We start from the raw sequence: 25,109 nt of genomic DNA on the forward strand, positions 1-25,109 counted from the left end.
GTCTGATATCGAATTTGTGCTTTTAAATCTCTCAACAGCACAATGTGTAAAAAATAAGCAAAAATCACGCCTGTTTGTTTAATAAAACATCATTAGTTATTTATATAACAAACTTTATCACCCCAGTGTATAGCGTAAATTAACTAGATGGGTGATGTGTTCCTCTTATGGTGGGTTTTTGAGGCTGGGGTCAGAATGGCTACAGTTAACCAACCCTAGGAGTTCAAAATGAGTGTCAATTTATTCACACCACAGAAAAGCTCAACCGGTCGCGTCATACGCAAACCTCGCTCTCTTCTTAAATCCTTATGTGCGATTCCTGTCAGCTTAGTGCTTGCAACTCACATTGGCCTTGTGTCAGCGGCTGATGTGAATACCACAGGTCTTGCCGTGACGGATACTGAAGTTACTGTCGGGATTCTACATTCTCTTACTGGCACCATGGCAATTAGTGAAACCGGTGCTCAACAAGCTGAAAAACTTGCAATTAAGCAAATCAATGAGATGGGCGGCATTTTAGGTCGTCAGATTAAAATCGTTCAGGAAGATGGTGCCAGCGATTGGCCAACCTTTGCTGAAAAAAGCCGAAAACTGCTCGTACAAGATAAAGTGGCTGCGGTATTTGGAGCATGGACATCCGCTTCTCGTAAAGCCATCTTGCCTGTTTTCGAAAAAGAGAATGGTTTGCTTTATTACCCGACTTTCTATGAAGGTCTAGAGCAATCTAAAAACGTTATCTATACAGGCCAAGAAGCGACTCAACAAATCCTAGATGGATTGAACTGGGTAGCAAAAGAGAAAAAAGCAAAAACTTTTTACCTGATCGGTTCCGATTATATTTGGCCAAGAACGTCTATGAAAATTGCCCGTAAACACATTGAAAATGTACTGGGCGGCAAGGTAGTTGGTGAAGAATACAAACCACTTGGTGACACTCAGTTTGGCTCCGTTATCAATAAAATCCGTTTAAGAAAGCCAGATGTTATTTACGCTGCTGTTGTTGGTGGCAGTAATGTGGCGTGGTTTAAGCAGTTAAAAGCAGCAGGAATTACCTCTAAAAAACAAACGCTACTAACCATCTCGGTTACCGAGGATGAAGTGTTGGGTATTGGTGGTGAAAACCTTGAAGGCTTTTATTCCATTATGAAATATTTCCAAAGTCAGGATAACGCCAATAACAAAGCCTTTGTTGCTGCGTTTAAAGAAATGTGGGGTAAAGACAGCGTAATTGGTGATGTTACTCAAGCCGCTTACCTTGGCCCATGGTTATGGAAAGCCGCCGTTGAAAAAGCGGGCAGCTTTGATATCGACAAAGTGGTTGCCGCTTCTGAAGAAGGTGATATTGAACTGACAACAGCGCCAGAAGGCTACGTTAAGCTTGATCCTAACCATCATTTGTGGAGTAAAGCACGTGTAGGACAATGGATGAAAAATGGACAAGCAAAAGTGGTTTATGAGTCTGAGCTTATCAAACCTGATCCGTTCCCAGAAGGTTACCAATAGGTCATAACCTGTCATTAAGTTAGTTTTTCTAGTGACTCATTGGCTGATATTAGGGCCAATGGGTTGCCCGAAAAAATCATATGAAGTGAGGCAATAAGAGCCAAATTTCACCTCAAAAAAATCATGTGTTAGAGGTTTATTATGGGCGGATATAGTTACGACGAACTGGGTGCCATTTTTGCCATGCAAGGCTTTTCTGGTATTAGCTTGTTCAGCGTACTTCTTTTAATGGCCTTAGGTTTGGCCATTATTTTTGGACAAATGGGTGTTATCAACATGGCTCATGGAGAGTTTATGGCTGTTGGTGCATACACAACGTATTTATTGTCTTCATTAACAGAAACCTACTTTCCCGCATTTCTTCCTTATTACTTTTTATTCTCTATTGCTGCGGCTTTTGTTATCGCAGGGGTAATGGGGTATTTAGCGGAGTACATATTGATTCGGCACCTTTACTCCAGACCGTTAGACACATTATTGGCTACTTGGGGGTTGAGCCTCATTATGCAGCAATCATTCCGTTCATTGTTTGGCGCGCGTGAAGTCAGCCCTACCTTACCAGATTGGTTACTGGGCGCTTACCCTGCGACAGACATGATAGACATTCCGATTAATGGATTGTTTGTACTTGCTTTGACAGGGGTTGTCACCCTAGGTGTTTTCTATCTGATGTTTAAATCTAGCTGGGGATTACAGGTACGCGCAACGACTCAAAATCGTGCCATGAGTGGTGCTGTTGGCATTAATACCAAAAAAATTGACCGTTATACCTTTGCGCTTGGTTGCGGCATTGCTGGTATCGCTGGCGCAGCCTTTACGACCATTGCATCCACAGGTCCAACGACGGGCTCTTTATACATAGTAGACACCTTTATGGTGGTGGTATTTGGTGGCGCAGCCAGCTTATTTGGCACAATTGCGTCGGCCTTTTCAATTGCACAAGCTCAATCCATTCTCGAATTTTTCATTAGTAGCTCAATGGCTAAGGTTTTTACCTTATTCGTTTTGGTACTGATTTTAATGTTCAAACCTGAGGGATTATTTGCCAGTAAAGTACGGCGTTAACGAAACGCTTTGTTGTTTTAGATAGTGCTTTCAAACGTATTTTTTTCCAGCGTAAAGCAACAAAGTATCAATCGAATAATAGCCTTGATCTGGGCAAGTAACGCTTTTTTGGAGACTGAAAATGAGCTTTATATACGACAAATTACTCGGTGGAAAATCAGGGGCTTTAGGCTTACTGGTGCTGTCTATCTTAATACTGGTTGTCTTTCCGCTGGCTTTGGACGGTTTTCGTCTGAACCTGATTGGTAAATATCTGACCTACGCATTTGCAGCCATGAGTTTAGTTTTACTGTGGGGTTATGGAGGAACCTTGAGTTTAGGTCAAGGAATTTTCTTTGGACTAGGCGGTTATTGCATGGCGATGTTTCTCAAGTTGGAAGCTTCGTCACCTGAAAACACGGCGATTCAATCCACTCCAGGTATTCCTGATTTTATGGATTGGAATCAGATAACAGAATTACCTTGGTTCTGGGAACCCTTTAGTAGCTTTGGTTTTACCATTGCAGCTATCTTAATTGTACCTGCGCTGTTTGCTTACATCATTGGTGTGGCGATGTTTAAACGTCGTGTAGGTGGTGTTTACTTTGCCATTATTACTCAAGTTATCGCAGTCATTTTAACCGTCTTGATTGTTGGGCAACAGGGGTTCACTGGTGGTATCAACGGCATTACCGACCTTCGAACACTGAATGGTTGGGACATGACATCAGACAGTGCTAAGTATCTGTTTTACTACATTAACTGTGCACTTCTTATTACTGTCATTGTGCTATCTCGTTTTATTTTAACCAGTAAATTCGGCCGTCTGCTATTAGCAATTCGAGACAAAGAAGACCGTGTTCGTTTCTCTGGTTATGACGTAGCGAACTTTAAGATTTTCATCTTCTGTTTTGCTGCTTTGGTTTCCGCGATTGGTGGTGCCATGTTCACCTTACAAGTAGGTTTTATGTCGCCTTCTTTTGTGGGCATCGTTCCTTCTATTGAAATGGTTATTTTTGCGGCAGTTGGTGGGCGCATGTCACTAATTGGTGTGGTGTACGGAACCTTACTTATCAACTTCGGTAAAACGACTTTTTCTGAATCCTTCCCTGAGCTTTGGCTCTTCTTAATGGGCGGTACTTTTATTGCTGTGGTGATGTTTTTTCCGAATGGATTGGCAGGATTATGGGAAGAATACAGCACCCCATTAATGAAGAAAATTCGCGCCAAGATACAGCCTTCAGTAACTGCTAAACCGTCAAGTTCGAGCTATGAAACGAAGGAGTCTAAATAATGCAGATAATCCAATTTCAAATAGCTATTTTGAGAGGTGATTTATGTCCAGCATGACCAATACAGATTTCTCTTTGAGTATCGAGGATTTAACCGTTTCCTTTGATGGTTTTAAAGCCGTTGATAGTTTGAATCTCTATATCGATAAGAATGAATTACATGTGGTAATTGGTCCTAATGGTGCGGGTAAAACCACGGTGCTGGATCTGATTTGTGGCAAAACAAAATCCACTTCGGGGAGCATTAAATTCTTAAATCAAGAGCTCACGACCTTGTCTGAACACGAAATTGTTCGTCGCGGTGTTGGACGGAAATTTCAAACGCCATCCATCTACGAAAATTTGTCTGTTTTTGAAAACTTAGAGGTTTCTTATCCTGAAGGTCGGGGTGTATTCGGTTCTTTGTTTTTTAAACGCAGTACCAAAGTCATCGACGAAATTCACAGAATTGCCCAAGAAATCATGCTGGAAAGTGAGCTTGAAACAGAAGCTGGTTTACTCAGTCATGGTCAAAAACAGTGGCTTGAGATCGGCATGTTACTGATACAAGACCCACAGTTATTAATGCTGGATGAACCTGTGGCTGGCATGAGTGTGAAAGAGCGTGAGCAAACCGCTGTTCTGTTGAACAAGATAAGCAAAGGGCGTTCCGTTTTAGTCATCGAGCATGACATGGAATTTGTCGCTCGAATTGCTCATAAGGTAACCGTACTTCATCAAGGAAAAATTCTGGCAGCGGGCAAAATGGAAGATGTGCAAAAGGACCCGAAAGTGATCGAGGTCTACCTTGGTCATTAAAAAGAGTCCATGAAAAACGATGATTAAAAAAGTAGACATTAACGCCAAACAGTTATCGAGCTTTATAAGAACAAACCATTTTAGAAGGGCAAAGCTATGTTAGATGTTGCTAATTTAAAAGTTAGATATGGCCAGAGTGAGGTCATTCACGGTTTAGATTTTTCCGTGAAAAAGAACGAAACCCTCGCCATCATGGGTCGAAATGGCATGGGCAAAACCACCTTATTTAAATCGCTGATTGGTATTTTACCATTGAGCGAAGGCAGCATCAGCGTCGATGGTGTGGATATTTCAAAACAAGAGAGTTACCAACGAGTAGAAAACGGCGTTGCTTATGTGCCTCAAGGCAGAATGATTTTCCCTAACTTAACGGTTCAAGAAAATATCGAAACCGGTATGGGAGTCTCTAAGTTAAAAACCGTACCTGAAGACATTTATGCACTTTTCCCTGTGTTGTTTGAAATGCGTCATAGAAAAGGTGGCAACTTGTCTGGTGGACAACAGCAACAGTTAGCCATTGCACGCGCTTTGGTAACCAATCCAAAAGTCTTGCTGTTAGATGAACCTACTGAAGGTATTCAACCGTCGATTATTAAAGATATTGCTAATGTTTTGAATGAAATCAAGAAGATGCGTGATATTACCATCGTTGTGTCTGAGCAGGTTTTGAGTTTCACCATGGCGGTGGCAGACCGAATTATCGTTATCGATAAAGGCAATTTTATTCACGAGGATTTAAGAGAAAACGTGGATACCGACAAGATCAAAGGATACTTATCCGTATAAAAAACTCTGTTTAAGGAACACATCCTTAAAGGAAATATGTTTAAAAATCGGCATCAACAAAGCGTCAAAATCATTAATAAAGTAAAACAAACCCATGTAAGGAGTCTCCAAATGGCTGAAACAATTATTAAAGTAAATCTAAAAGAATCTCCCTATACCAACGATAAAATACACAATCGCTGGCATCCAGATATCCCTATGGTATCTATGGTAAAACCCGGTGATGACTTCATTGTGGAGTGTGTCGATTGGACGGGTGGGCAAATCGAGAACAACGATTCAGCTGATGATGTGCGTGATGTGGATCTCACTCAGGTGCACTTTTTATCTGGTCCTGTAGGAGTTGAAGGTGCTGAACCGGGTGACTTGTTGGTTGTTGATATTTTAGACATTGGTACCTTTGAAGACAGCCAATGGGGCTTTAATGGCTTCTTCTCTAAGCAAAATGGCGGTGGTTTTTTAACTGAGCATTTCCCACAAGCGCAAAAATCGGTTTGGGATTTTAAAGGCATGTTCACCAGCTCTCGTCATATTCCTGGCGTTGAATTTGCGGGTTTGATCCATCCAGGTTTGATAGGTTGTTTACCATCAAAAGACATGTTGGAAGAGTGGAATACTCGAGAAAAGGGGTTATACGATACAGAGCCTAATAGAACTCCTGCGTTAGCCACTTTACCTTATGCAGAGACGGCTCACATGGGGCGTATGACGGGTGAAGACAGAGACAAAGCAGCAGCAGAAGGTGCGCGTACTGTTCCGCCTCGTGAGCACGGTGGTAACTGTGATATCAAAGATCTATCTCGTGGGTCAAAAGTTTACTTCCCTGTTTATGTGAAAGACGCCGGTTTGAGTGTGGGTGATTTGCACTTTAGCCAAGGTGACGGTGAGATTACTTTTTGTGGTGCGATCGAAATGGCGGGCTGGATACACATGCGCGTTAATTTGATTAAAGGCGGTATGGAAAAATACGCCATTAAAAACCCTATATTCAAACCAAGCCCAATGGCACCAAAGTATGATGATTACCTGATTTTTGAAGGTATTTCTGTGGATGAAGGTGGTAAACAGCATTATTTAGATGTGCATATTGCCTATCGCCAAGCTTGTCTGAATGCCATCAATTACCTCACTAAATTTGGTTATACTGAGGCGCAAGCTTACGCCATATTAGGTTGTGCACCTGTTCAAGGTCATATTAGTGGTGTGGTAGATATTCCAAACGCCTGCGCCACACTTTGGCTACCAACGGATATCTTTGATTTTGATATGCAACCAAATGCTGATGGTCCTACTGTTCATCTGGATGGCAGTGTTGATTTGCCGATTTCGTCTGATAAGTAAGGGAGTGTCATCATGCCAATTTACGATTTTAAATGCACAGAGCATGGTTTATTTCACGAGTTAGTGGCGATGGAAAAAGCGGGTTCAGCTTCTCCTTGTCCACAGTGTGGGACTCAATGTATGCCTGTGATTTTAGTTGCGCCAACCGTATTGGCTATGTCTCCTGAATCACGAAAAGCCCACAAAACTAATGAAGAGGCTAGGCACAGTCCTATTATTTCTTCGGTGGATTCTCGTGCTGAAGCGGATGATAGAAAACAATTTGCGTTGAAGCAGGGCAAGCAACAAGGTTGTGGGTGTTCAGAACATAGACCAGAGCAAAGTGCCTTAAAGCAACAGGTGGTTTTTTTACCTGATGGCAGTAAGGTGTTTCCGTCTCAACGTCCCTGGATGATCAGCCATTAATGAATGTTGTCATAGAGTAGAGTGTTGAACAAAGTGCTAAATGTTTGATACAAGAAAAGCCCAACAAACCCTTTTTGATAAAAGAGTCGTTGGGCTTTTTAATAACCTAAATCAAGATAATTGACCTCTAGGTTTATTCCTCGATCAATACTTGCATTTGGTGAGCAATGTCTGGGTTCGTATATAAGGCATCAAGCTGACGGCTGTATTCATTGGCAAATGTTTCGGAGTTAATCAGTTTACCAAAAATATCTTCTAGTTTAAGAAAAGATAATTTGTCGTTTGCTGTGCCTGTTGCTGCGTCGTGTAATTCCGCTTTCATTGCATCGACGATGTCCAGTGCGACGCCATTTTTGTCTGTGCCTTTATCTGAGTAATAACCCCAAGCAGCGATAACCAAAGCAGCGTATTTTACGCTACCGCCTTTTTTAAGGTTTTCTGTGATGGTTGGAATTAAGAAGGTCGGTAATTTTGCTGAGCTTTCCAAACAAATGCGTGCCAGATTATCTTTCACATTTGGATTACCAAAGCGTTTTATAAGAGTGCTTTTGTAGCCATCTAAATCTATGCCTTCTACAGGTGCCAAAACTGGTGTGGCTTCTATGTCCATAAAGCGGCGTAGGTAAGTGGCAAACAATGGATCAGCGATACAGCCATCTATGGTTTGGTGACCATGAATAGAGCCTAATAAACCTAATACGGAATGCCCTGCGTTTAGAAGGCGGATTTTCATGGTTTCATAAGGTGTCACATCAGACACAAATTGAGAGCCAACTTTTTCCCATTCTGGTCGACCATTCGAAAAGGTGTCTTCAATGACCCATTGATGAAAGGGTTCACAAACTACAGGCCAAGCATCATCAACACCTGTTTCTCGAAGTGTTGTTATATCTGCAGGCGTTGTGACTGGCGTAATGCGGTCTACCATGGCATTTGGAAAGCGAACTTCCTGCTCGATCCATTTTGCCAATTCTGAGTCCTGTTTATGAGCAAAGGCCAACAACATTTTTCGGGTCATATCACCGTTATGTTGAATGTTGTCGCAAGACTGAACTGTGAATGCAGGTAAACCCTCATCACGGCGTTTTCTCAGTGCGGCAGTGAGATAACCAAACACCATTTTTGGTGACGTAGGATTGGCTAAATCATGTTGAACATCGGGGTGATCGAAGTCGAATTCATTGGTTACTGGGTTTAAATGATAACCCCCTTCGGTGATGGTTAATGAAACAATTTTTGTTTGCTTGTTCGCCATCTTATTGATGACAGCAGAGGAGTCATCGCATGCCAGTATGAAATCAATGATAGAGCCAATAACTCGGTTTTCTATTTGTCCGTCTGGATGTTTGATGATCAATGTATAGAGGTAATCTTGCTGTTTTAACACATCACCGATTTTACGATCAGCTTCTCGTAAGCCAATTCCACAAATACCCCATTCACTTGAGTTAGATGTCGCCAAAAGCTCATCCGTATAATACGCCTCATGAGAGCGGTGAAATCCACCTACGCCAATGTGTACTATTCCAGCTTTGAGTTTGCTTCGGTCGTATGTTGGACGAACGAAAGACTCAGGTAAGTGCGATAGGTTACTTTGATTCAATGCTATGAATTCTGTCATCATGATTCTCGAATAATTAATTACGCTTGTAGCGCTTTTTTCCGACGCAATACCCAGTAAGCGGCGACAAAATAGACGACGGTACAGATAAAGCCGTAAAAATAAAAAGTGTCACGGTTCTCTAAATAAGCTGCCATGTCTGAGCTGTTAAACATGGTGATTGAGGCCAGTGCCAAAGTGACGCCTAAGCTAACCCAAACAAGGATTTTCAATGCGGTGGAAAGCAAGGATTCGTCTTCTACTATTGGCTTTGCTTCTTCTGCTTGCTGTTTGTGGAAAGTCTCGACCAGTTTGTTGTGTTCTGCCATTTCTGCTTTTTCTTCAGGGTATTTTTTATCGGCGCCGTAGCGTTTCGCAAGCAGTGTGTAAACGACAATGGTGACAACCCAAGTAGGTAAAAAGAGGTAATAAAATGAAATGACATCAAGTGCGTTCAAACCAAAACCAAATATCAGGCCAACCGCCCATGACGCAACGGCTGGCGTGCTGTGCGTTAATTTTTGGTAACTTACCCAGTAGCGACTAAAACCGATTCTTGGGAAGATGACGTGTTCAGCAAAGACAATGGCACCAACAGGAACAACCAACAAACCAGCGTAGGTTAACAAAGGCAAAATCTTGCTGAAAACGAATGGAAAACACGCCACGATAACGGTAACGACACCAACCGCTAAGGTCGTTTGTCTTCTTGAGTAATGGTGAAAAATACCTTGTGCGGCTAAGCCAGCTCGATAAAGATTCGCGTTTGCTGTTGTCCAGCCTGCAATGATGACAATCACAAAACCTGAAAGACCAAGTGCTTGGAAAGCCACATCACCTGGATCAAGCTCGATGATGGATTTCTTAACCAAAACAGCCGTTCCTGCGCCCATAATACCGGCAGAAATCCAAGCAATGAAGTGACCGAAAAGCATACCTGAGCTGGTTGAAAGACCGTAAATTGGCTTCTTCGCGTAACGTAGTAATGCCATATCGATTAGGCCAAAGTGCGTAATGGTGTTTGCAGCCCATGCAAAACCAATGACTTCAAGAAGGCCAATACCGGGTTCGCCTTGAGCGTTGATGCCAGTCCAAATGGACTCATCACCAATGGTTATAAAGTCCTTAAAACTATGCAGTGATGTGGTACCCAAAACAGAATCAGCAAGGGCTGGCATCATCACAAGTGCGCCAGAAGCAAACATTACAAACAACCACGGTCCGCAAATACCAGAAAATTCAGATACCGCTTTAAAGCCATACATAGCAACAAATACGACAACTATACCGACCGCCAATACAATCAAGACAAACAAGGCGTTTGTTGGGTACCAGTCTAGCTGAGCAGGGATGTTGAATGCATACCGAACAGCGGTACTAGAAACGGTAATCATCGCCGCGGATATGACTGTAAATATCACCACGTTGGCCCAGTTGTAGAGCTTGGTCATGGACTTGCCAGCAATTTTATCCAAATAAGTATAAAGGCTGAGACGTGTTTGTGTGGCAATTGGTGCGGTGATCAGCGTCCAACTTAAAATGGCGAGAATATTACCGATCAAAAGGCCGAGTAATATGTCCATGGTCTTGGCACCTAACGCAACAAAGGTGGCGCCGATAACAAATTCCGTCGCAGCAACATGTTCACCAGCGTACAAACCTAAAAAATGCTTCCATCCATGGCGCTTATGTTTTGCGATTGGCAGCTGTTCTTCGCTGACATTATCTAGTTGTTTGAAGTTCATCTTATTATCTCGTTGTTTCTTACCATTGGTTAATTGGTAGGGATAAATCCCTGGCAACTTCGAAAAGAGCCTCTAACGTGCGCACTTAACTTGTTGAACCTAAATTCAGGAACAACAAGGTGAGTGCATTTCAACTTTTAGACGTAACGTTTTGGTTATTTCGTTTAAGCGATGTAGAACAAGGCTCTTTCGCGTTATGACATTTAGGGAAGTGGATAGGATTTTGAGCATGACAGAGACGACAAGAAAGAGCGCAACACATAGAGTGATAAGCCAAACAGAAAAACCGAACAACGCATTGTTGAACAGCATATGACTGAACATAGAAAGCTCAGTAAAAGTTGTCGTTTTCATTATGAAATCAGTTCTCTAAAAATGAATAAGAACGCATATAAACGAGTAACAAAACCATCTGAAAAGTGATCAGATGACTGCTTGAATAACGCTTCCAAAGGTAAGATTAATTGACAGTGGGAAGCGCTTGCAGACGTTTGTTTTTTTGTTCGCTATAAATAGCCAGAATCAAATAGCGGCGAACTATATCAGCACTTATTTTTAAGGGAAATGGTGGTTTGTGGAAAAGCTTGTCAGTAAAAGTGCAAGGAATATGAACTTATTTTTTTGTGATATTGATTGGATGAAAGCTGATATTTATTTGCTTATCGACGAATGAAGGGTAACTATGAAGACAACTAGAAAGAGATTAAACTTTCGTAAAACATAGAGTATTAAGGAAACGATATGATTACGCTTCATCATTTAGAAAACTCACGTTCTCAGCGTATTTTGTGGTTGTTAGAAGAGCTTGGTCTAGACTACAAAATAGTAGAATACAAACGCGATCCAGAAACAGCATCTGGACCGGAATCACTAAAAGCGATACATCCTTTAGGCAAAGCCCCGGTCATTACCGATGGTGAACTGACTGTGGCAGAATCCGGTGCGATTATCGAATACCTATTAGATCGATACGATACGGAAAAGCGTTTAAGACCAACAGAAGGTCAGGCCTTATTAGATTTCCGCTATTGGTTGCATTTCGCCGAAGGGTCTTTAATGCCGCTTCTTGTTATGAAGCTGGTTATGATGAAAGTCCCAACCAATCCGATGCCGTTCTTTATTAAGCCGATTGCTAAAATGATAACGGATAAAGTCCAAGAGAAATTTATCATGCCGCGAATCGGGCCTCAGATGAGCTTTATTGAAGAAACCTTAGGAAAGCATACTTGGTTTGTTGGTGATGAATTAAGCGCAGCAGACATTCAAATGAGCTTCCCCTTACAAGCTTCGAGCACTCGAATGGACCTAGCAGATTTCCCTAACATTAGTCGCTTTTTGAAACAGGTTGAGGCCGTGCCATCGTATCAAAAGGCGTTGAGCAAAGGCGGTGTGTTTACAACTTTGTAGCCTTCTATCTCATAATGGGCTCTATTTTCCGGTTAAAGAAGCTTATGTATTTAAGCATTAAATTGTTTAGTGGCTGTTTTTTTTATGACCACTAGTTGATATTGATTCTCATTTAATGTATTTTTTGCACATATAAAAATATCTATTTGAATGAGGTTTAGCTGAGCAATGAGTCTTGAGCGTCAAACGCCCCAAAATGTTGGAAAGCTGTATGTGGAACACAGCCAATGGTTAACAGGATGGATCCGTAGTCGCTTAGGTTGTCATGAGCTAGCTTCCGATGTCGCTCAAGACACATTTGTACGTTTACTTAAAAAGCCAAAGTATTTTACAAATATGGGAGAAGCTAGAGCTTTTTTAAGCACGGTTGCTAAAGGGTTGTGTGTTGATCATTGGCGCCGTAAGCAAATAGAGCAAGCTTGGTTAGAGTCTTTAATGCACAGCGAAGAGCAATACGCACCTTCTGCAGAGCATTCGAGCATCATGATAGAGCTACTTTGTGAGCTTGATGCGATGATTGCTTCCTTACCTAAAAAAGTCGCTAATACACTAATTTTGTCACAATTACATGGTTTAACGTATCGTGAAATTGCGGAAAGGCTGTCTGTATCAGAGCGTATGATAAAGCGATATATGGCTCAAGCTATGCTGCGATGTGCCTTATTCAAATCTAACCTATAGTGTAGATATTTTCTCAATGAACCCGCTCAAATCTCCTAGTTTTGAATCTTTAGAAGCCGCATCTGATTGGTTTGTAGTGCTATCTGATAAGCCTGTTTCTGAAACGGATTATCTTGCTTGGCAAAATTGGTTAGTAAAAGATGATGAGCACCGCAAGGCTTGGCAGCAAGTGGAAGCGGTAGGCGATATGTTTTCTTCTTTCCAAAATGTAGAGAGTAATCAATCTGCTCGTTATGTATTGGAAAATCAGTATTCGCGAAACCTCAATAGACGCCAATTAATGAAAGGTGTTATGGGATTCACAGGTATTGCTGCACTAGGTTGGCTTAGCTGGGAACACATAAAACTACCAATACTTGCCTCTTCTTGGACTGCAGATTTCCATACACAAGTTGGGCAAATTTCGTCTTATGACTTGGAAGATGGTAGCAAGGCTTGGTTGAATACTAGCAGTGCAATTAATCATCATTATGATACTCAATTTCGGAATGTGTCTTTGGTGATAGGCGAAATACTTGTTCAGACTCTATCAACTCAGGATTATCGACCGTTTACTGTTTCTTGTGGTCATGCAGTAATAAGCGCGGGTAAAGACGCGGCGCGGTTTTGTGTGCGACATTTGTCTAATCAACAAGCGGTATTGGCTGTTTATGATGGTGCGGTTTCTTTAGCGCCTTTAAACTCTGATTCGATACAAGTTATTCAAGCAGGCCAAGAGGCTATATTTACATCTCATAGGATCAAAGCTTTGCAACCAGTTGAAGCAATGTATGAATCTTGGGTAAATGGTTTGTTAATTGTCGATGGAATATCTTTGGCTGATTTCTTAGCTGAGATAAGTCGATATCATTATGGTTATATTAATCTTGATCCAAGTGTTGAAGGGTTGCGTGTTACAGGAACTTACCCTGTTAATGATATCGATTTGGTTTTTACCATGTTAGAGAATTCGTTTCCTATTCGCGTGAAACATTCTTTGCCATGGTGGGCGACTGTAGCTTCAGTGTAGCTCTTTAGTATTTTTTTAAAATATTTTTTTGTGTCCCCTTTTTCTTCTTTCACTCGGTATAGAAGTAAGACTCATTCTTATTATCGTTTGGATATATCTATGCCGACTTCTATCTTTACTAAAACCAGCATTGCAAAAATGGTGCGAGTAACAATGGTAACTTCCGCCCTCTATGGCTCATCTATTTTTGCAGCTAATCTTAATGAAATTCAAAACTACAACATTGGCTCAGGGCAGTTGTCCGCGGCCCTTAATCAGTTTGCCGCTCAAACCGGTTTGTTTTTATCTGCTGACTCCAAGTTGCTTCGTAATAAAAATACAACTGGAGTATCAGGTAGTTCGACAGGCCTTAGTGCATTAAATGCGCTGCTTTTAGGGACAGGATTAACCTTTAGCGTTGGTGTTGGTGGCTCGGTGACCGTTATTCGTGAAGGCGAAGTGATTAAAGATGAAGAAGGTGTCAATCTGCCAGTATTGTTAATTGAGGGAAGCAAGAGCATAACGGCAGGAAAAAGTACGATAGATGCTGAAGAGATAGATTTCATGGCTGGTGGCGATGGTCATTTAACTGATTTGTTGCAAGGCAATGGAGCAGTTCGTTATAGCCTAACGTCAAGCGCTTCTGCAAATAATGCCACTATGAGGCCAGATGAAATATCGATTCATGGTCAATCCCATTATCAAAATTCTTATATTATTGATGGTGTCGCCGCGAACAATGATTTGAATCCAGGAGATTCAGAAGATACCTATACCAACCCGGTTACTATTACTGCAAATGCTTTTGGTATGTTAACGGGAAGCTCTTCTCAAGCTTATTATGTCGATCCTGATGCACTGGATTCCGTAACGGTTTATGACTCCAATGTCCCTGCAGAATACGGTGGTTTTTTGGGTGGCGTAGTATCTTCAAGGCTAAAGCGTTACGACGAAGATTCTTTTTCTATCAAGTATGCTGTTTCGAGAGATGAATGGGATGAAATTCATGTCGATGAAGAAACAGAAGAGGATTATGAAGATGCTGATGTTATCGATGGTTCTTATACACCTGAATATTTAAAACAGCGTCTTACTCTCACTGGTAAGAAAGGGCTAGCTGAAGATACTGGATTGACCTTTACTGCTTCTAGAGCAACTTCTCAGTTTGCTCAAATCTACAATCAAAGTTTTGCTGGTACTGATTTTGGCGATACAGCTCTTGATTACGAGGATACGATCGACAATGCCATGATACGTTTAGATCACCGAGTTAATAATAGCTTGGATGTGGGCATGTCCGTTTTATATGCCAATCGATATCATGATGGTGTGACAAGTGATACTTATGATTCTAACTTTGTTAAGTCGCATCAGTCGGTTGGAGTGGGGTTTAATTCTGACTATCATGTAAATAAAGGAACATTAAAGGCTAAGCTTTCTTACAGTGAAAAAAGCGATAATTTGGATTCAGACGAATCAACGTTTATTTATCATCAAGCAGATTATTATGCAGGGAACTTTCCTTACTCTGGAGGGTATGGTGATATAAATCAGCAACAAGATACCACGGAACTTTCATTAGACTGGGAACACGATACGTTTTCTTTTATTGGTATGGAGCATGACATTAAGGCTGGCGTTACGCTAAACCATCAAACCATGTTTTATGAAACAGAGAGCGATATTGCCTACCAATATTATAGATGCTCAACAACAGGGTGTACCGATTACTCTGACGAATATTTATGGATTGAAAGAACAATAGATAAAAATAAATTGGAAATCTCTGGTCATTCTGTAGGGACGTATTTATCTGATCGTTTTACTGTAGGTGATTGGGCGTATTATCTTGGTGTACGTGCGGACTACAACTCCACATTAGAAAATATTGATTTCTCGCCGAGAGCCAATGCGACATGGGATGTATTTGGCGACAAAAGTACTCAGCTTATTTCTGGCGCAAGTCGTTATTATGGGCGTAGTTTCTTCCGTTATGAAGTGAATAATCAACTGAGAACCTGGTATAACCAAACTAGATATAATAGCGATGGAAGTGTGTCGAGTGTTACAGAATATGATGATACATCTTTATCAGATTATGATTTAAAAACACCTTACTCTGATGAACTCATGATCGGTGCGATACAGCATTTTGGTAATGTGAACGCTACGCTTAAGTTGGTTGGCCGAGAAAGTAAAGACATAGTGACCAGCGCTGAAACCGATGATGGATATGATTACTACGATAATGAAGGTGAAAGCACGTCATTTAATACTTCTTTAGAGTTTACTACTCGCGATCCTTTGAAACTTGGAATCACTGAAACTCATGCTACCTTCGCGATCAGTTATCAAAAAAGCGACTCGAACTCCACTAGTGACGTGACATACGAAGACGAGATTTCTACAGATTCAGTTTATTATGATGGGCAGATCATTTATGAAAGTGAGTTACCCTCTTTTGATTACAACATTCCTTTTGCAGTGAATTTTTCGACAACAACCGAGATACCAAACTGGCGTTTAACGTTGGCAAACCGTATTAACGTCAAAGCAGGCGGAACAGTTGCAGTAGACTCTAAAGAAGATTACACGGATGTAGACGGAGAGGAGTACGACATTTATGAAGACGTCGATTTTAATTCACTTATCACATTAGACACGACTGTTACTTGGCGACCACAGGTATTCGAAAAAATGGAAGGCAGTATTAAATTATCGGTTAATAATGTGTTCGATAAGTATGTGGACATGTCGACTAGCTCAAGTAGTAACTCTTATACAACAGGTCGCACCTTTAGCTTAGAGCTTGGCGCCTATTTCTAATTAAACTTCTTTTTATGTCTGTATATGTTGGTTTTTTATAATGCTGTTTAAATTATTTCGAGTTTATTTTTCTTGTGTTTTTTTTGTGCCTTTATTCTTATTGGCATCCCCAAATGATGGCGCGCTGGACTGGGATAAGCGTGTTGTACATGGCACTTTAGACAATGGTTTTCGTTATTATCTTTTTGATTCTAGACAAGACGAGAGTTCTCCAAAGGGATTAACAATTGCCAATTTATTGGTTCTCGCCGGAGCGATTGACGAAGAAGAAAATCAACTTGGTGTCGCTCATATGGTAGAGCACATGGTGTTTCATGAAAGCAATGACTTCCCTGACGGTGTTCGAAAGGCCCTGACAGATTTAGGGTTAAAGCAAGGTCGTGGTTTTAATGCAATGACGAACAGTGAAAATACACGTTACATGGTAAATCTAAATGAAACCACGCCTGCGCGTTTAGATTCTATGTTGGCGATTTACCAGCAGATTGCATTCCATGCTCAAATTAAAGCAGACTCCTTGAAAAAAGAACGCTTAATCATTAAAGAGGAATGGCGTGGTAAGTTGAGTCATCGATCGCGTATAAATGAAGACAAAAAAGCCTTGTTACGAGTCGGTTCTCTTTATCCTGAGCGTCCTGTTATTGGTACGCAAGAATCTATCCAACATACCCCAGCGGAACGATTGCTGGCGTTTTATCGGGATTGGTATGCTCCGAACAACATGGCGCTGATTATCTTTGCCCCAACGGATATGAAAGCATTAGAAGCTAAAATTCAACAGGTGTTTAATCAAGAGCCAAATAGGGCACTTCCTTCTCGCCATCCTAAAGACCCTGATTTAGATGGTGACATTAAAATTGGTCAGCTTACAGATACTGGGAGCAAGATTAATCGTGTGGCTTTTTTGTATCGTTTTAAATCTGAATTTTCGAATACAGATGATGGTCGGCGTAATGGTCTAATCAATTACATGGCTCGTAATCTTTTGAGCCAGCAAATTCGTCGTCAAAGAGAAGTGCTTCCACAGCATGTTCGTACATTGTCTAGCACGAAGGGAGAGCTGACACCTAATGTCGATATACTCGGCTTTTCTGTGAATGTAGACAATGGTTTTCATCAGCAAGGTCTAGCTGCATTAGTTACAGAGATAGTACGCATAAAGCATCATGGTTTTTTTCAAGAAGATTTTGATGCTTTGTCTCAAAAGATTATAGATGCAACGGAAAGAAATAAAACAGCATCAAAAAATAGAGGAAGTATTTGGTCTCTTAAGATGGTTGAGGCCGTTGTTTTAGGTAAGCCATTAGCAGACTCAGAAGAAAGCAATGATCAGGTACTTGGTTTAATTGATACTGTGACTTTGGATGATGTGAATACACGTTTGCGGAAGTGGTTATCTTCTCCTGATAGAGTGCTTTACACCCAAGCGATTGGTGGTGAAAATATTGATATTGGTTCTCCTGAGAAAGTGTCCAGTGTTTTCGAAACAGTTAGTAAGCAAAAGCTAGCAATATTGGAGCGAGAAAAAATAGTTGCTAAAAAGGTGTTACCTAAGGTTAAAGAAAAAGGTTCTGCTGCTCTTATTTCAAGAGATGAAATGCTTGGATTATCAAAGTGGAACTTATCGAACGGAGATCAGTTAATACTACTAGACCCTTCTGTATTAGGTGCGATTTATCAGCCAGCTCAGTCTGATGAAGAGGAAAGTGTTAGTTATTTTTCCGCACTGTCTTCTGCTGGTTATCAAGTAAAAACAGGCTCCAGTTGGGCACAACAGATTGCTCAACAAATGGCGGATGCAACAGGCGTTTATGGTTGGACAGATGAAGAGTTTCAACAATGGCGCCGTGAAAAAAAAGTTTCTTTGTCGTCGAAACAAAAAGCTCAATATCTAACGTATCGAGGGAATATTATTGATACAAACCTAGAAAAATTGCTTAACTTATACCATCAAAGGCATGCGATTTCCGGTATCGATTTCGAGGTGTATGAATCAGTTATGGCTGATTTGAAAAGAAATGCTGGGGTTTCAGTTGTACGTCCTATTGAGATTTTCTCTCGGCAGCTGGCAAAAGCGCGATTCGGCGGAGATGAAATCATGATGCCAACCGTTTCAATTCTTCAGTCCTTGTCACATGACCATTTAGAAGAAGTTCGTCAGCAACAAGTAGCGCTATCAACACAATATTTTATGGTGTCTCGTTTACCTGAGGCTGACATTATTCGTTTGGCGTCTCGTTATCTTGCTACGATTCCGAGAGTGTCTAGTAAAGTGAATAACGGCGAGAATGATAACTTTATAACAAAGAGCGGCACCGTTCCCGTCTTGCAATTGTCTGGTGAAAAAACAATAGATATTGCATTAAACCCAGAGCCGAAAGCGGAATATCGATTGTATGCTTATCAGTCATTACCTTGGTCGCCTGTTACGGCTGTGCAGTTAATTTATTTGGGGGAGCTTTTGGAAGAAGAGTTAAAAATGCGTTTGCGCAGTGAGGTACAGGGTATCTATAGTGTGCGAGCTGTATTAGAGCTAGACATGTATACGAATCGTGCGGAGTTATCAATTCAGTATTCTAGTGATCCTACACGGCTGGATAGTTTGGCAGCCATGACAGATGACGTTTTGACTGCGTTGCCTGATATTGTTACATCGGATTGGGTAAATAGTGTTAATGCTGCTTTTATTGATATAGAGGAGAATCGTCTAAAGAATGCGTTTGACTCTACCTTAATGCATCGTCTGGAGCTGAGTGAGAGTTATTATGGCGATGCTCGCTATCTAAAAGAAATGGACACTTTAACAACAGGGTTAATTGAAGATGAACTCAAAACATTGGCAGAAACTCTGACGTTTGAAAATAACGTAAAGGGCTTTTATCGACCTATCGGCAATTAACAATGTATTAGCCATTTGAACAATGCTGTTTATTTGTCCCTTGAGAATAGTGCTATCCCAAGGGACAATGCGCACTCACTGCATCTGTAAGTTGAGTGTTATGTCATCTCCCTTAGGAAAATATCAAAGAAAGCTCGACCAACAAGAAGTGATTTTTGACGAAAGTCAGCAGCTTGCCTTGTTGGCATTAGAGCGTGTTTATCAACAATTGCAAACAGCAACAGCAACAGCAACAGCAACAGCAACAGCAACAACAGTGTCTGGTGATATTAAAGGCGTTTATATGTGGGGCGATGTTGGCCGTGGTAAGACGTTTCTAATGGATCTTTTTTTTTCCTGTCTGCCAGATTCTGTTGGGTTGAGGCTGCATTTTCACCATTTCATGGCCCGCTTGCATCGAGAGTTGAATCTATCCTTTGGGCAAGTTAACCCGCTAAAAGGCATCGCGAAAAGATTGGCTTCTGAATGTCGTGTGTTGTGTTTCGATGAGTTTTTTGTGTCTGACATTGGTGACGCCATGTTACTCGGTGGTTTGACTGAAGCCTTGTTTGAAGAAGGTGTTTTGCTGGTGGCGACATCTAATATTGCGATTGAAAATCTATTTCAGAATCAATTACAAAAGCAACGTTTCGAAGCTCCAATTTCCTTGTTACATATGCATTTAGAAAGTATTCATCTTAATGGTCAGGAAGATCATCGATTACGTCATAATGGTTCGACTGATATTTACTTTGTTTCAGATGAGACAAAGATGAAAAGCTTATTTGACAAAATTGCCATGGGTGAAATTACTTCATTGCCGTTGCAGGTTTGTCGTCGAGCCATTAAAACGAAAGCGGTAGCCAAAAATATCGTATGGTTTGATTTTTATGCGCTGTGTGATGGACCTCGATCTTCGTTGGATTACATCGAATTGGCCCAAACGTATGCCAGTATCATGGTGACAGGTATTCCAGAGCTAAGCAGTGAGCCGTTCGAGCACATTAAAGCGCGAGGTACTGAGGATGGTGCGATAGGCTCTGGTCAAACAGGAGAGCGCGCTGTTTCATTAGGGATCAACGACGACGCCGTGCGTCGTTTTATTAGTTTGGTTGATGAATGTTACGACCATCAAGTGGTGTTGTTATTAGGTGCCGATGTATCTTTAGATCAACTCTATTTGAACGGTACTTTATTGTTTGAGTTTCGTCGAACCTACAGTCGCTTAATTGAAATGAAATCGCTTTATTATCAAAATTTACATATTAAAAATCATCCTAAATAATTGATTTTATTCTTAGTCTTTGTAGTGAAACTTTTTGTTAAGTTTTGGAATAAGGCTTGATAAAGCGATGATACGTGACCAGTATGTTAAATAGATATTCAATACATTGAGAGGAGGGCGATCATGCAATATGAAGATCGCGTTGATGCGTTAGTCGCACCCAAAGGTGCGTTAGAAATGTTGTCGCAAAATGAAATAGCACGATTGTCAGAAGAGTCTGGTTCTCTTTATGACTTATTCCATCGTTGTGCGCTGGCTATTTTAAATTGCGGGAGTGACTCTGATGACCCAGAAGCCGTCATGGAGGAATTTAAAGACTTCGATATTCAGGTCATACAACAAGAACGTGGTGTTAAACTTCAGCTGAAAAATGCGCCGAGCAGCGCTTTTGTTGATGGCAAAATGATTAGCAGTGTTCGTGAAATGTTGTTTAGTGTATTGCGAGACATTATTTTTACTGAGCATGAGTACAATCTTGCGAGCGGATTAGAAAACGCCAGTTCAGAAAAATTGACTAATGTTGTTTTTGAACTGTTGCGTAACGCAGAGGTGTTTCGTCGTATTCAAAGTCCTGACATGATCGTTTGTTGGGGTGGGCATTCTATTGCTCGTCATGAGTACGATTATACGAAAAAAGTGGGTCACGAGCTTGGTTTACGCGAATTAAATATTTGTACAGGTTGCGGTCCTGGTGCAATGAAAGGGCCAATGAAAGGTGCTGCAATTGCTCATGCTAAACAGCGTATTAAAGATGGTGTTTATCTAGGGTTGACTGAGCCTGGAATTATTGCAGCCGAATCGCCGAACCCAATAGTGAATCAATTGGTAATTATGCCAGACATTGAAAAGCGCCTTGAGGCTTTTGTCCGTGCTGGTCATGGCATTGTCGTTTTTCCTGGTGGTGCTGGCACAGCTGAAGAAATTCTTTATATATTGGGGATTTTATTACACCCTAAAAACGCAGATGTACCTTTCCCATTAGTATTCACTGGTCCAACAGAAAGTGCGGATTATTTTGAACAGATTCATGCCTTTATTGGTGATGTATTAGGCGCCGAAGCACAAAGTAAATATCGCATTATCATAGAAGATGAAGTGGAAGTAGCTCGTGTAATGAAGCAGGGTATGGAAGATGTTCTTCAGTATCGTAAAGCACATCAAGATGCTTTTTACTACAATTGGAAGTTGCATATCCCAGAGGAATTCCAGCACCCATTTGAACCAACACACGAAAAAGTTCGTGAGTTGAATCTTCACTTTGGTCAAGAGACGCATTTGTTGGCGGCTGATTTGCGTCGCGCTTTCTCATCTATCGTGGCAGGGAATGTGAAAGCTCAGGGCGTGGCGTATATTAAAGAGTTTGGACCATTTGAAATTCATGGTGATAAAGATTTATTGGCAAAACTCGATTCCTTATTACAGGCTTTTGTTCATCAGCAACGCATGAAGCTGCCAGGCAGTGCCTATGTACCTTGCTATCGAGTGGTTACTGAATAAAAGATTGTAAAATCTGTTGTGAGGCAAAGTAATAAACAGAATGTAAAAAAAAGCCTCTTTAATAGAGGCCTTTTTTTGTCGCTATGATTATTATGATAATGGTTGAAATTGATTAACCACCATTTTTCATATTTTCTATGTGTTTTAAAATGAGCTGTCCTGAAATGGTAATGGGGTTCGGAGTATGTGGCAGATCATTAATGTGATACCAATCTGCTTCGTCAATTTCACCCGGCGCAGGTGTAATCTCGCCACTCAGGTAATCAGCGAAAAATCCAACCATTAATTGATGTGGAAAAGACCAAGGTTGGCTCTCGGTATAGCGAATGTTGGTGACTTCTATACCTACTTCCTCACGTATTTCACGTGCAACTGCGTGTTCTAAACTTTCCCCAGCTTCAACAAAGCCTGCAATATTACTGAATTTTCCTTTTGGTGCGTGTATGCCACGAGCAAGTAATATTTGATCGCCTTTCCTGATAGAGATAATGACGCAAGGAGAAATACGAGGGTAATGTCGTAAAGTGCATTTGGGGCATATTTTGGTGTGTTCAGTCGGGAACTTATCTGTCATTGGTGTGCCACAACGCCCACAGAACTGATGATCTCTGTCCCAAGTAGAAAGCTGATGTGCTCGGCTCAGGATTAAATAGTGGTCTGCGTCTTGCAAAAACAAGAGTTCCCTTAAATCTATTTCTTCAAACCCTTTTGGTAAGGATTCAAATCGACACACGAATACGTCTTGGCCTTTCCATTCACCACAGTAAACAGCATTCATTTTTGCGTGGGGTTGAAAGTGTGTAAAAGGAATCAAAAAGCGTTGATCTTTCTCTATTAGCACTCGATTACGATGTAATAATATATAAAGTGCATCCTGATGTGGTGCAGGGTGCGCTAAGGTTCCAATTTCTAACATGACAAAGCTCTATGTGTGTTCTTAAAAGATTACGCTAACGCGAACATGGTGATGACGCAACCGAGAAAGGTAAATAAGATGCAATTTAGCAGAACTTCTTCAGCTTTGCTGAATGTTATGAGGTTGGCGACCTTTGAGTGTCGATGGCCTGAATTGTCATGCTGTCTATTTGTTGCGTAGAATAAAGTTTAAATACTAATCAAAGAGGGTTCTACATGTTGTTAAAGGTTCGTTGCGGTATTGTTATTGGCGTACTAAGTGCAAGTATGATGTCTCAAGCTCAGGACTATTTACCTGTCCTCCAATATCATCACGTGAGTGCAACTTCACCTAAGTCAACCTCTGTTACTCCTGAACAATTTACGGAACACATGGATTACCTGAAAACGGCAGGTTTTCAAGTTGTAGATTTACGTTCAGCATTGGATGATCTAAAAGATAATATAGCGTTACCTGAGAAAGCGGTTGCGATCACATTCGATGATGCTTACCGCAATATTTATAAGGCAGGTTTTCCTATTCTTAAAGAGAGAAGCTTTCCCTTTACCATTTTTATTAATACTGAGCCCGTTGAGCGACAAAGCCGTAGCTTTCTAACTTGGGATCAGATGAAAGAGATGAAGGCTTCTGGTGGTGCGTTTGCAAACCACACTATTAGTCACCCTTATATGTTGCGTAAGAACGAAGGTGAATCCGATAGTGCTTGGTTAGGTCGAATGACAAATGAAGTCGATACAGTGGAAGGGCTATTGGTTGAAAAGCTTGGTAGTTCACCAAAAATGATGGCGTATCCGTATGGTGAATCAAATATAACCATTCGTAACATGATGAAAGAAAAAGGCCTCATGGCATTTGGTCAGCAATCTGGAGTAGTAAGTGCTGATTCAGATTTTGAAAACTTACCGCGCTTTCCTGCTTCAGGCGCTTATGCAAAATTGTCGACATTAAAAACTAAGCTTAATTCTAAGCCTATGCCCATCGCTTCTATAAAAACAGGTGGCGATTTTGCGACGGATAAGCCTGTGAGTCTCAATCTAACGTTTAAACAAGGTAAGTACCGTTTAAAGGACCTAGTCTGTTATGTGTCAGGTCAGGGTAAAGCTGAGCTAGACTGGCTATCTGACTCAGAAGTTGTTGCGACGGCAAGCCGGCCTTTTGATATTGGGCGAGGTCGAATTAATTGCACTATGCCTGATAATTCTGGTCGACAATATTATTGGTATTCTAATGTTTGGATACGATCTGAAGCTAATGAAGGTTACATAAGCGAAAAAAGTTAAAAATTGTTTAAAAAAATGTTGCACTGAAATCTCAAATCAGTATTATACACCTCGCTCGCAACGGAGGGGTGGCAGAGCGGTTTAATGCACCAGTCTTGAAAACTGGCGTAGGTTAATAGCCTACCGAGAGTTCGAATCTCTCCTCCTCCGCCATCTTCCTTACCAGGAAGTGTATTGCGAACAAGATAAAAATTAGTTCCTCGATAGCTCAGTTGGTAGAGCAAATGACTGTTAATCATTGGGTCACTGGTTCGAGTCCAGTTCGAGGAGCCAATCGGAGTATAGCGCAGTCTGGTAGCGCGCCTGCTTTGGGAGCAGGATGTCGGGAGTTCGAATCTCTCTACTCCGACCATTTTTATCGTCACCTTGTAATGGTGGGCGTAGCTCAGTTGGTAGAGCTCCGGATTGTGATTCCGGCGGTCGTGGGTTCAAGCCCCATCGTCCACCCCATTACACAGATAGTCGGGCCGTTAGCTCAGTTGGTAGAGCAGTTGACTTTTAATCAATTGGTCACTGGTTCGAATCCAGTACGGCCCACCACTATCCCAATGTTATAATATTCTACATTATCTGATTAATTCCTCGATAGCTCAGTTGGTAGAGCAAATGACTGTTAATCATTGGGTCACTGGTTCGAGTCCAGTTCGAGGAGCCATTTCGGAGTATAGCGCAGTCTGGTAGCGCGCCTGCTTTGGGAGCAGGATGTCGGGAGTTCGAATCTCTCTACTCCGACCATTAGTTTTGTGTTGTAAGTTTTGAGCGGGCCGTTAGCTCAGTTGGTAGAGCAGTTGACTTTTAATCAATTGGTCACTGGTTCGAATCCAGTACGGCCCACCA

General features: G+C 41.3%; 18 protein-coding genes and 8 tRNA genes. 23 read left to right on the forward strand and 3 right to left on the reverse strand.

Features of this window, described 5'->3' with window-relative positions; all coding sequences use genetic code 11:
- The first annotated feature begins 228 nt into the window (after nucleotides 1-228).
- The 7 genes from urtA (at nucleotide 229) to IF202_RS09230 (ending at nucleotide 7,169) form a co-directional block, all read left to right on the forward strand.
- Nucleotides 229-1,503: an urea ABC transporter substrate-binding protein gene (gene urtA / locus IF202_RS09200; protein ID WP_191594569.1), complete on the forward strand. Its 1,275-nt coding sequence runs from the start codon at nucleotides 229-231 to the stop codon at nucleotides 1,501-1,503.
- 141 nt (nucleotides 1,504-1,644) lie between these two features.
- Nucleotides 1,645-2,568, forward strand: coding sequence for an urea ABC transporter permease subunit UrtB (gene urtB / locus IF202_RS09205; protein WP_191594570.1), 924 nt, complete (start codon nucleotides 1,645-1,647; stop codon nucleotides 2,566-2,568).
- Between the two features lie 121 nt (nucleotides 2,569-2,689).
- The gene (urtC, locus tag IF202_RS09210; RefSeq protein WP_191594571.1) at nucleotides 2,690-3,841 is read left to right on the forward strand and encodes an urea ABC transporter permease subunit UrtC; all 1,152 of its coding nucleotides are present in this window, start codon (nucleotides 2,690-2,692) and stop codon (nucleotides 3,839-3,841) included.
- Between the two features lie 52 nt (nucleotides 3,842-3,893).
- The gene (urtD, locus tag IF202_RS09215; protein ID WP_191594641.1) at nucleotides 3,894-4,637 is read left to right on the forward strand and encodes an urea ABC transporter ATP-binding protein UrtD; all 744 of its coding nucleotides are present in this window, start codon (nucleotides 3,894-3,896) and stop codon (nucleotides 4,635-4,637) included.
- Between the two features lie 96 nt (nucleotides 4,638-4,733).
- Nucleotides 4,734-5,423, forward strand: coding sequence for an urea ABC transporter ATP-binding subunit UrtE (gene urtE / locus IF202_RS09220; RefSeq protein ID WP_191594572.1), 690 nt, complete (start codon nucleotides 4,734-4,736; stop codon nucleotides 5,421-5,423).
- A 111-nt stretch (nucleotides 5,424-5,534) separates the two neighbouring features.
- Entirely contained in the window at nucleotides 5,535-6,764 is a 1,230-nt protein-coding gene (gene fmdA, locus IF202_RS09225; protein WP_191594573.1) for a formamidase, read from the forward strand.
- Nucleotides 6,765-6,776: 12 nt separating this feature from the next.
- Nucleotides 6,777-7,169, forward strand: a complete 393-nt coding sequence (locus IF202_RS09230; RefSeq protein ID WP_191594574.1) for an FmdB family zinc ribbon protein — start codon at nucleotides 6,777-6,779, stop codon at nucleotides 7,167-7,169.
- A 133-nt stretch (nucleotides 7,170-7,302) separates the two neighbouring features.
- Here the strand turns inward: IF202_RS09230 and IF202_RS09235 are convergent, their stop codons facing one another.
- Both IF202_RS09235 and IF202_RS09240 read right to left on the reverse strand, forming a co-directional pair.
- Entirely contained in the window at nucleotides 7,303-8,790 is a 1,488-nt protein-coding gene (locus IF202_RS09235) for a mannitol dehydrogenase family protein (RefSeq protein ID WP_191594575.1), read from the reverse strand.
- A gap of 20 nt (nucleotides 8,791-8,810) precedes the next feature.
- Nucleotides 8,811-10,514: a purine-cytosine permease family protein gene (locus IF202_RS09240; protein WP_191594576.1), complete on the reverse strand. Its 1,704-nt coding sequence runs from the start codon at nucleotides 10,512-10,514 to the stop codon at nucleotides 8,811-8,813.
- A gap of 741 nt (nucleotides 10,515-11,255) precedes the next feature.
- Here IF202_RS09240 and IF202_RS09245 point away from each other — a divergent pair.
- The 7 genes from IF202_RS09245 (at nucleotide 11,256) to ppnN (ending at nucleotide 22,076) form a co-directional block, all read left to right on the forward strand.
- The gene (locus tag IF202_RS09245) at nucleotides 11,256-11,921 is read left to right on the forward strand and encodes a glutathione S-transferase family protein (protein WP_191594577.1); all 666 of its coding nucleotides are present in this window, start codon (nucleotides 11,256-11,258) and stop codon (nucleotides 11,919-11,921) included.
- 168 nt (nucleotides 11,922-12,089) lie between these two features.
- Entirely contained in the window at nucleotides 12,090-12,602 is a 513-nt protein-coding gene (locus IF202_RS09250) for a sigma-70 family RNA polymerase sigma factor (RefSeq protein ID WP_191594578.1), read from the forward strand.
- A 16-nt stretch (nucleotides 12,603-12,618) separates the two neighbouring features.
- Nucleotides 12,619-13,611 (forward strand): DUF4880 domain-containing protein, encoded by a 993-nt coding sequence (locus IF202_RS09255; protein WP_191594579.1) that lies wholly within the window; start codon nucleotides 12,619-12,621, stop codon nucleotides 13,609-13,611.
- Between the two features lie 99 nt (nucleotides 13,612-13,710).
- Nucleotides 13,711-16,416 (forward strand): TonB-dependent receptor, encoded by a 2,706-nt coding sequence (locus IF202_RS09260; protein ID WP_191594580.1) that lies wholly within the window; start codon nucleotides 13,711-13,713, stop codon nucleotides 16,414-16,416.
- Between the two features lie 40 nt (nucleotides 16,417-16,456).
- Nucleotides 16,457-19,315: a M16 family metallopeptidase gene (locus tag IF202_RS09265; protein ID WP_191594581.1), complete on the forward strand. Its 2,859-nt coding sequence runs from the start codon at nucleotides 16,457-16,459 to the stop codon at nucleotides 19,313-19,315.
- Nucleotides 19,316-19,415: 100 nt separating this feature from the next.
- Nucleotides 19,416-20,579, forward strand: coding sequence for a cell division protein ZapE (gene zapE, locus IF202_RS09270; protein WP_191594582.1), 1,164 nt, complete (start codon nucleotides 19,416-19,418; stop codon nucleotides 20,577-20,579).
- 123 nt (nucleotides 20,580-20,702) lie between these two features.
- Complete coding sequence (gene ppnN, locus IF202_RS09275; RefSeq protein ID WP_191594583.1) at nucleotides 20,703-22,076, forward strand: nucleotide 5'-monophosphate nucleosidase PpnN; 1,374 nt, start codon at nucleotides 20,703-20,705, stop codon at nucleotides 22,074-22,076.
- A gap of 112 nt (nucleotides 22,077-22,188) precedes the next feature.
- Here the strand turns inward: ppnN and nudC are convergent, their stop codons facing one another.
- Nucleotides 22,189-22,992, reverse strand: coding sequence for an NAD(+) diphosphatase (gene nudC, locus IF202_RS09280; protein ID WP_191594584.1), 804 nt, complete (start codon nucleotides 22,990-22,992; stop codon nucleotides 22,189-22,191).
- A gap of 215 nt (nucleotides 22,993-23,207) precedes the next feature.
- Here nudC and IF202_RS09285 point away from each other — a divergent pair, with 215 nt between their 5' ends.
- From IF202_RS09285 to IF202_RS09325, 9 genes are all read left to right on the forward strand, one after another.
- Complete coding sequence (locus IF202_RS09285) at nucleotides 23,208-24,272, forward strand: polysaccharide deacetylase family protein (protein ID WP_191594585.1); 1,065 nt, start codon at nucleotides 23,208-23,210, stop codon at nucleotides 24,270-24,272.
- Nucleotides 24,273-24,334: 62 nt separating this feature from the next.
- A tRNA-Ser gene (locus tag IF202_RS09290) sits at nucleotides 24,335-24,425 on the forward strand.
- Between the two features lie 44 nt (nucleotides 24,426-24,469).
- A tRNA-Asn gene (locus IF202_RS09295) sits at nucleotides 24,470-24,545 on the forward strand.
- Nucleotides 24,546-24,547: 2 nt separating this feature from the next.
- Nucleotides 24,548-24,624, forward strand: a tRNA-Pro gene (locus IF202_RS09300).
- A gap of 22 nt (nucleotides 24,625-24,646) precedes the next feature.
- Nucleotides 24,647-24,722: transfer RNA gene (locus tag IF202_RS09305), tRNA-His, on the forward strand.
- 14 nt (nucleotides 24,723-24,736) lie between these two features.
- Nucleotides 24,737-24,812 (forward strand) — tRNA-Lys (locus tag IF202_RS09310).
- Nucleotides 24,813-24,851: 39 nt separating this feature from the next.
- Nucleotides 24,852-24,927: transfer RNA gene (locus tag IF202_RS09315), tRNA-Asn, on the forward strand.
- 3 nt (nucleotides 24,928-24,930) lie between these two features.
- Nucleotides 24,931-25,007, forward strand: a tRNA-Pro gene (locus IF202_RS09320).
- Nucleotides 25,008-25,033: 26 nt separating this feature from the next.
- Nucleotides 25,034-25,109 (forward strand) — tRNA-Lys (locus IF202_RS09325).

Source organism: Marinomonas colpomeniae, assembly GCF_014803385.1.
GTDB lineage: Bacteria > Pseudomonadota > Gammaproteobacteria > Pseudomonadales > Marinomonadaceae > Marinomonas > Marinomonas colpomeniae.

Coding starts and splice junctions, on each gene's coding strand:
- urtB (WP_191594570.1), top strand. CDS start 1,645: ATGGGCGGATATAGTTACGACGAACTGGGTGCCATTTTTGCCATGCAA.
- IF202_RS09260 (WP_191594580.1), top strand. CDS start 13,711: ATGCCGACTTCTATCTTTACTAAAACCAGCATTGCAAAAATGGTGCGA.
- IF202_RS09235 (WP_191594575.1), bottom strand. CDS start 8,790: ATGACAGAATTCATAGCATTGAATCAAAGTAACCTATCGCACTTACCT.
- IF202_RS09285 (WP_191594585.1), top strand. CDS start 23,208: ATGTTGTTAAAGGTTCGTTGCGGTATTGTTATTGGCGTACTAAGTGCA.
- IF202_RS09240 (WP_191594576.1), bottom strand. CDS start 10,514: ATGAACTTCAAACAACTAGATAATGTCAGCGAAGAACAGCTGCCAATC.
- nudC (WP_191594584.1), bottom strand. CDS start 22,992: ATGTTAGAAATTGGAACCTTAGCGCACCCTGCACCACATCAGGATGCA.
- IF202_RS09255 (WP_191594579.1), top strand. CDS start 12,619: ATGAACCCGCTCAAATCTCCTAGTTTTGAATCTTTAGAAGCCGCATCT.
- zapE (WP_191594582.1), top strand. CDS start 19,416: ATGTCATCTCCCTTAGGAAAATATCAAAGAAAGCTCGACCAACAAGAA.
- IF202_RS09245 (WP_191594577.1), top strand. CDS start 11,256: ATGATTACGCTTCATCATTTAGAAAACTCACGTTCTCAGCGTATTTTG.
- urtA (WP_191594569.1), top strand. CDS start 229: ATGAGTGTCAATTTATTCACACCACAGAAAAGCTCAACCGGTCGCGTC.
- urtC (WP_191594571.1), top strand. CDS start 2,690: ATGAGCTTTATATACGACAAATTACTCGGTGGAAAATCAGGGGCTTTA.
- IF202_RS09230 (WP_191594574.1), top strand. CDS start 6,777: ATGCCAATTTACGATTTTAAATGCACAGAGCATGGTTTATTTCACGAG.
- ppnN (WP_191594583.1), top strand. CDS start 20,703: ATGCAATATGAAGATCGCGTTGATGCGTTAGTCGCACCCAAAGGTGCG.
- IF202_RS09250 (WP_191594578.1), top strand. CDS start 12,090: ATGAGTCTTGAGCGTCAAACGCCCCAAAATGTTGGAAAGCTGTATGTG.
- urtE (WP_191594572.1), top strand. CDS start 4,734: ATGTTAGATGTTGCTAATTTAAAAGTTAGATATGGCCAGAGTGAGGTC.
- fmdA (WP_191594573.1), top strand. CDS start 5,535: ATGGCTGAAACAATTATTAAAGTAAATCTAAAAGAATCTCCCTATACC.
- IF202_RS09265 (WP_191594581.1), top strand. CDS start 16,457: ATGCTGTTTAAATTATTTCGAGTTTATTTTTCTTGTGTTTTTTTTGTG.
- urtD (WP_191594641.1), top strand. CDS start 3,894: ATGACCAATACAGATTTCTCTTTGAGTATCGAGGATTTAACCGTTTCC.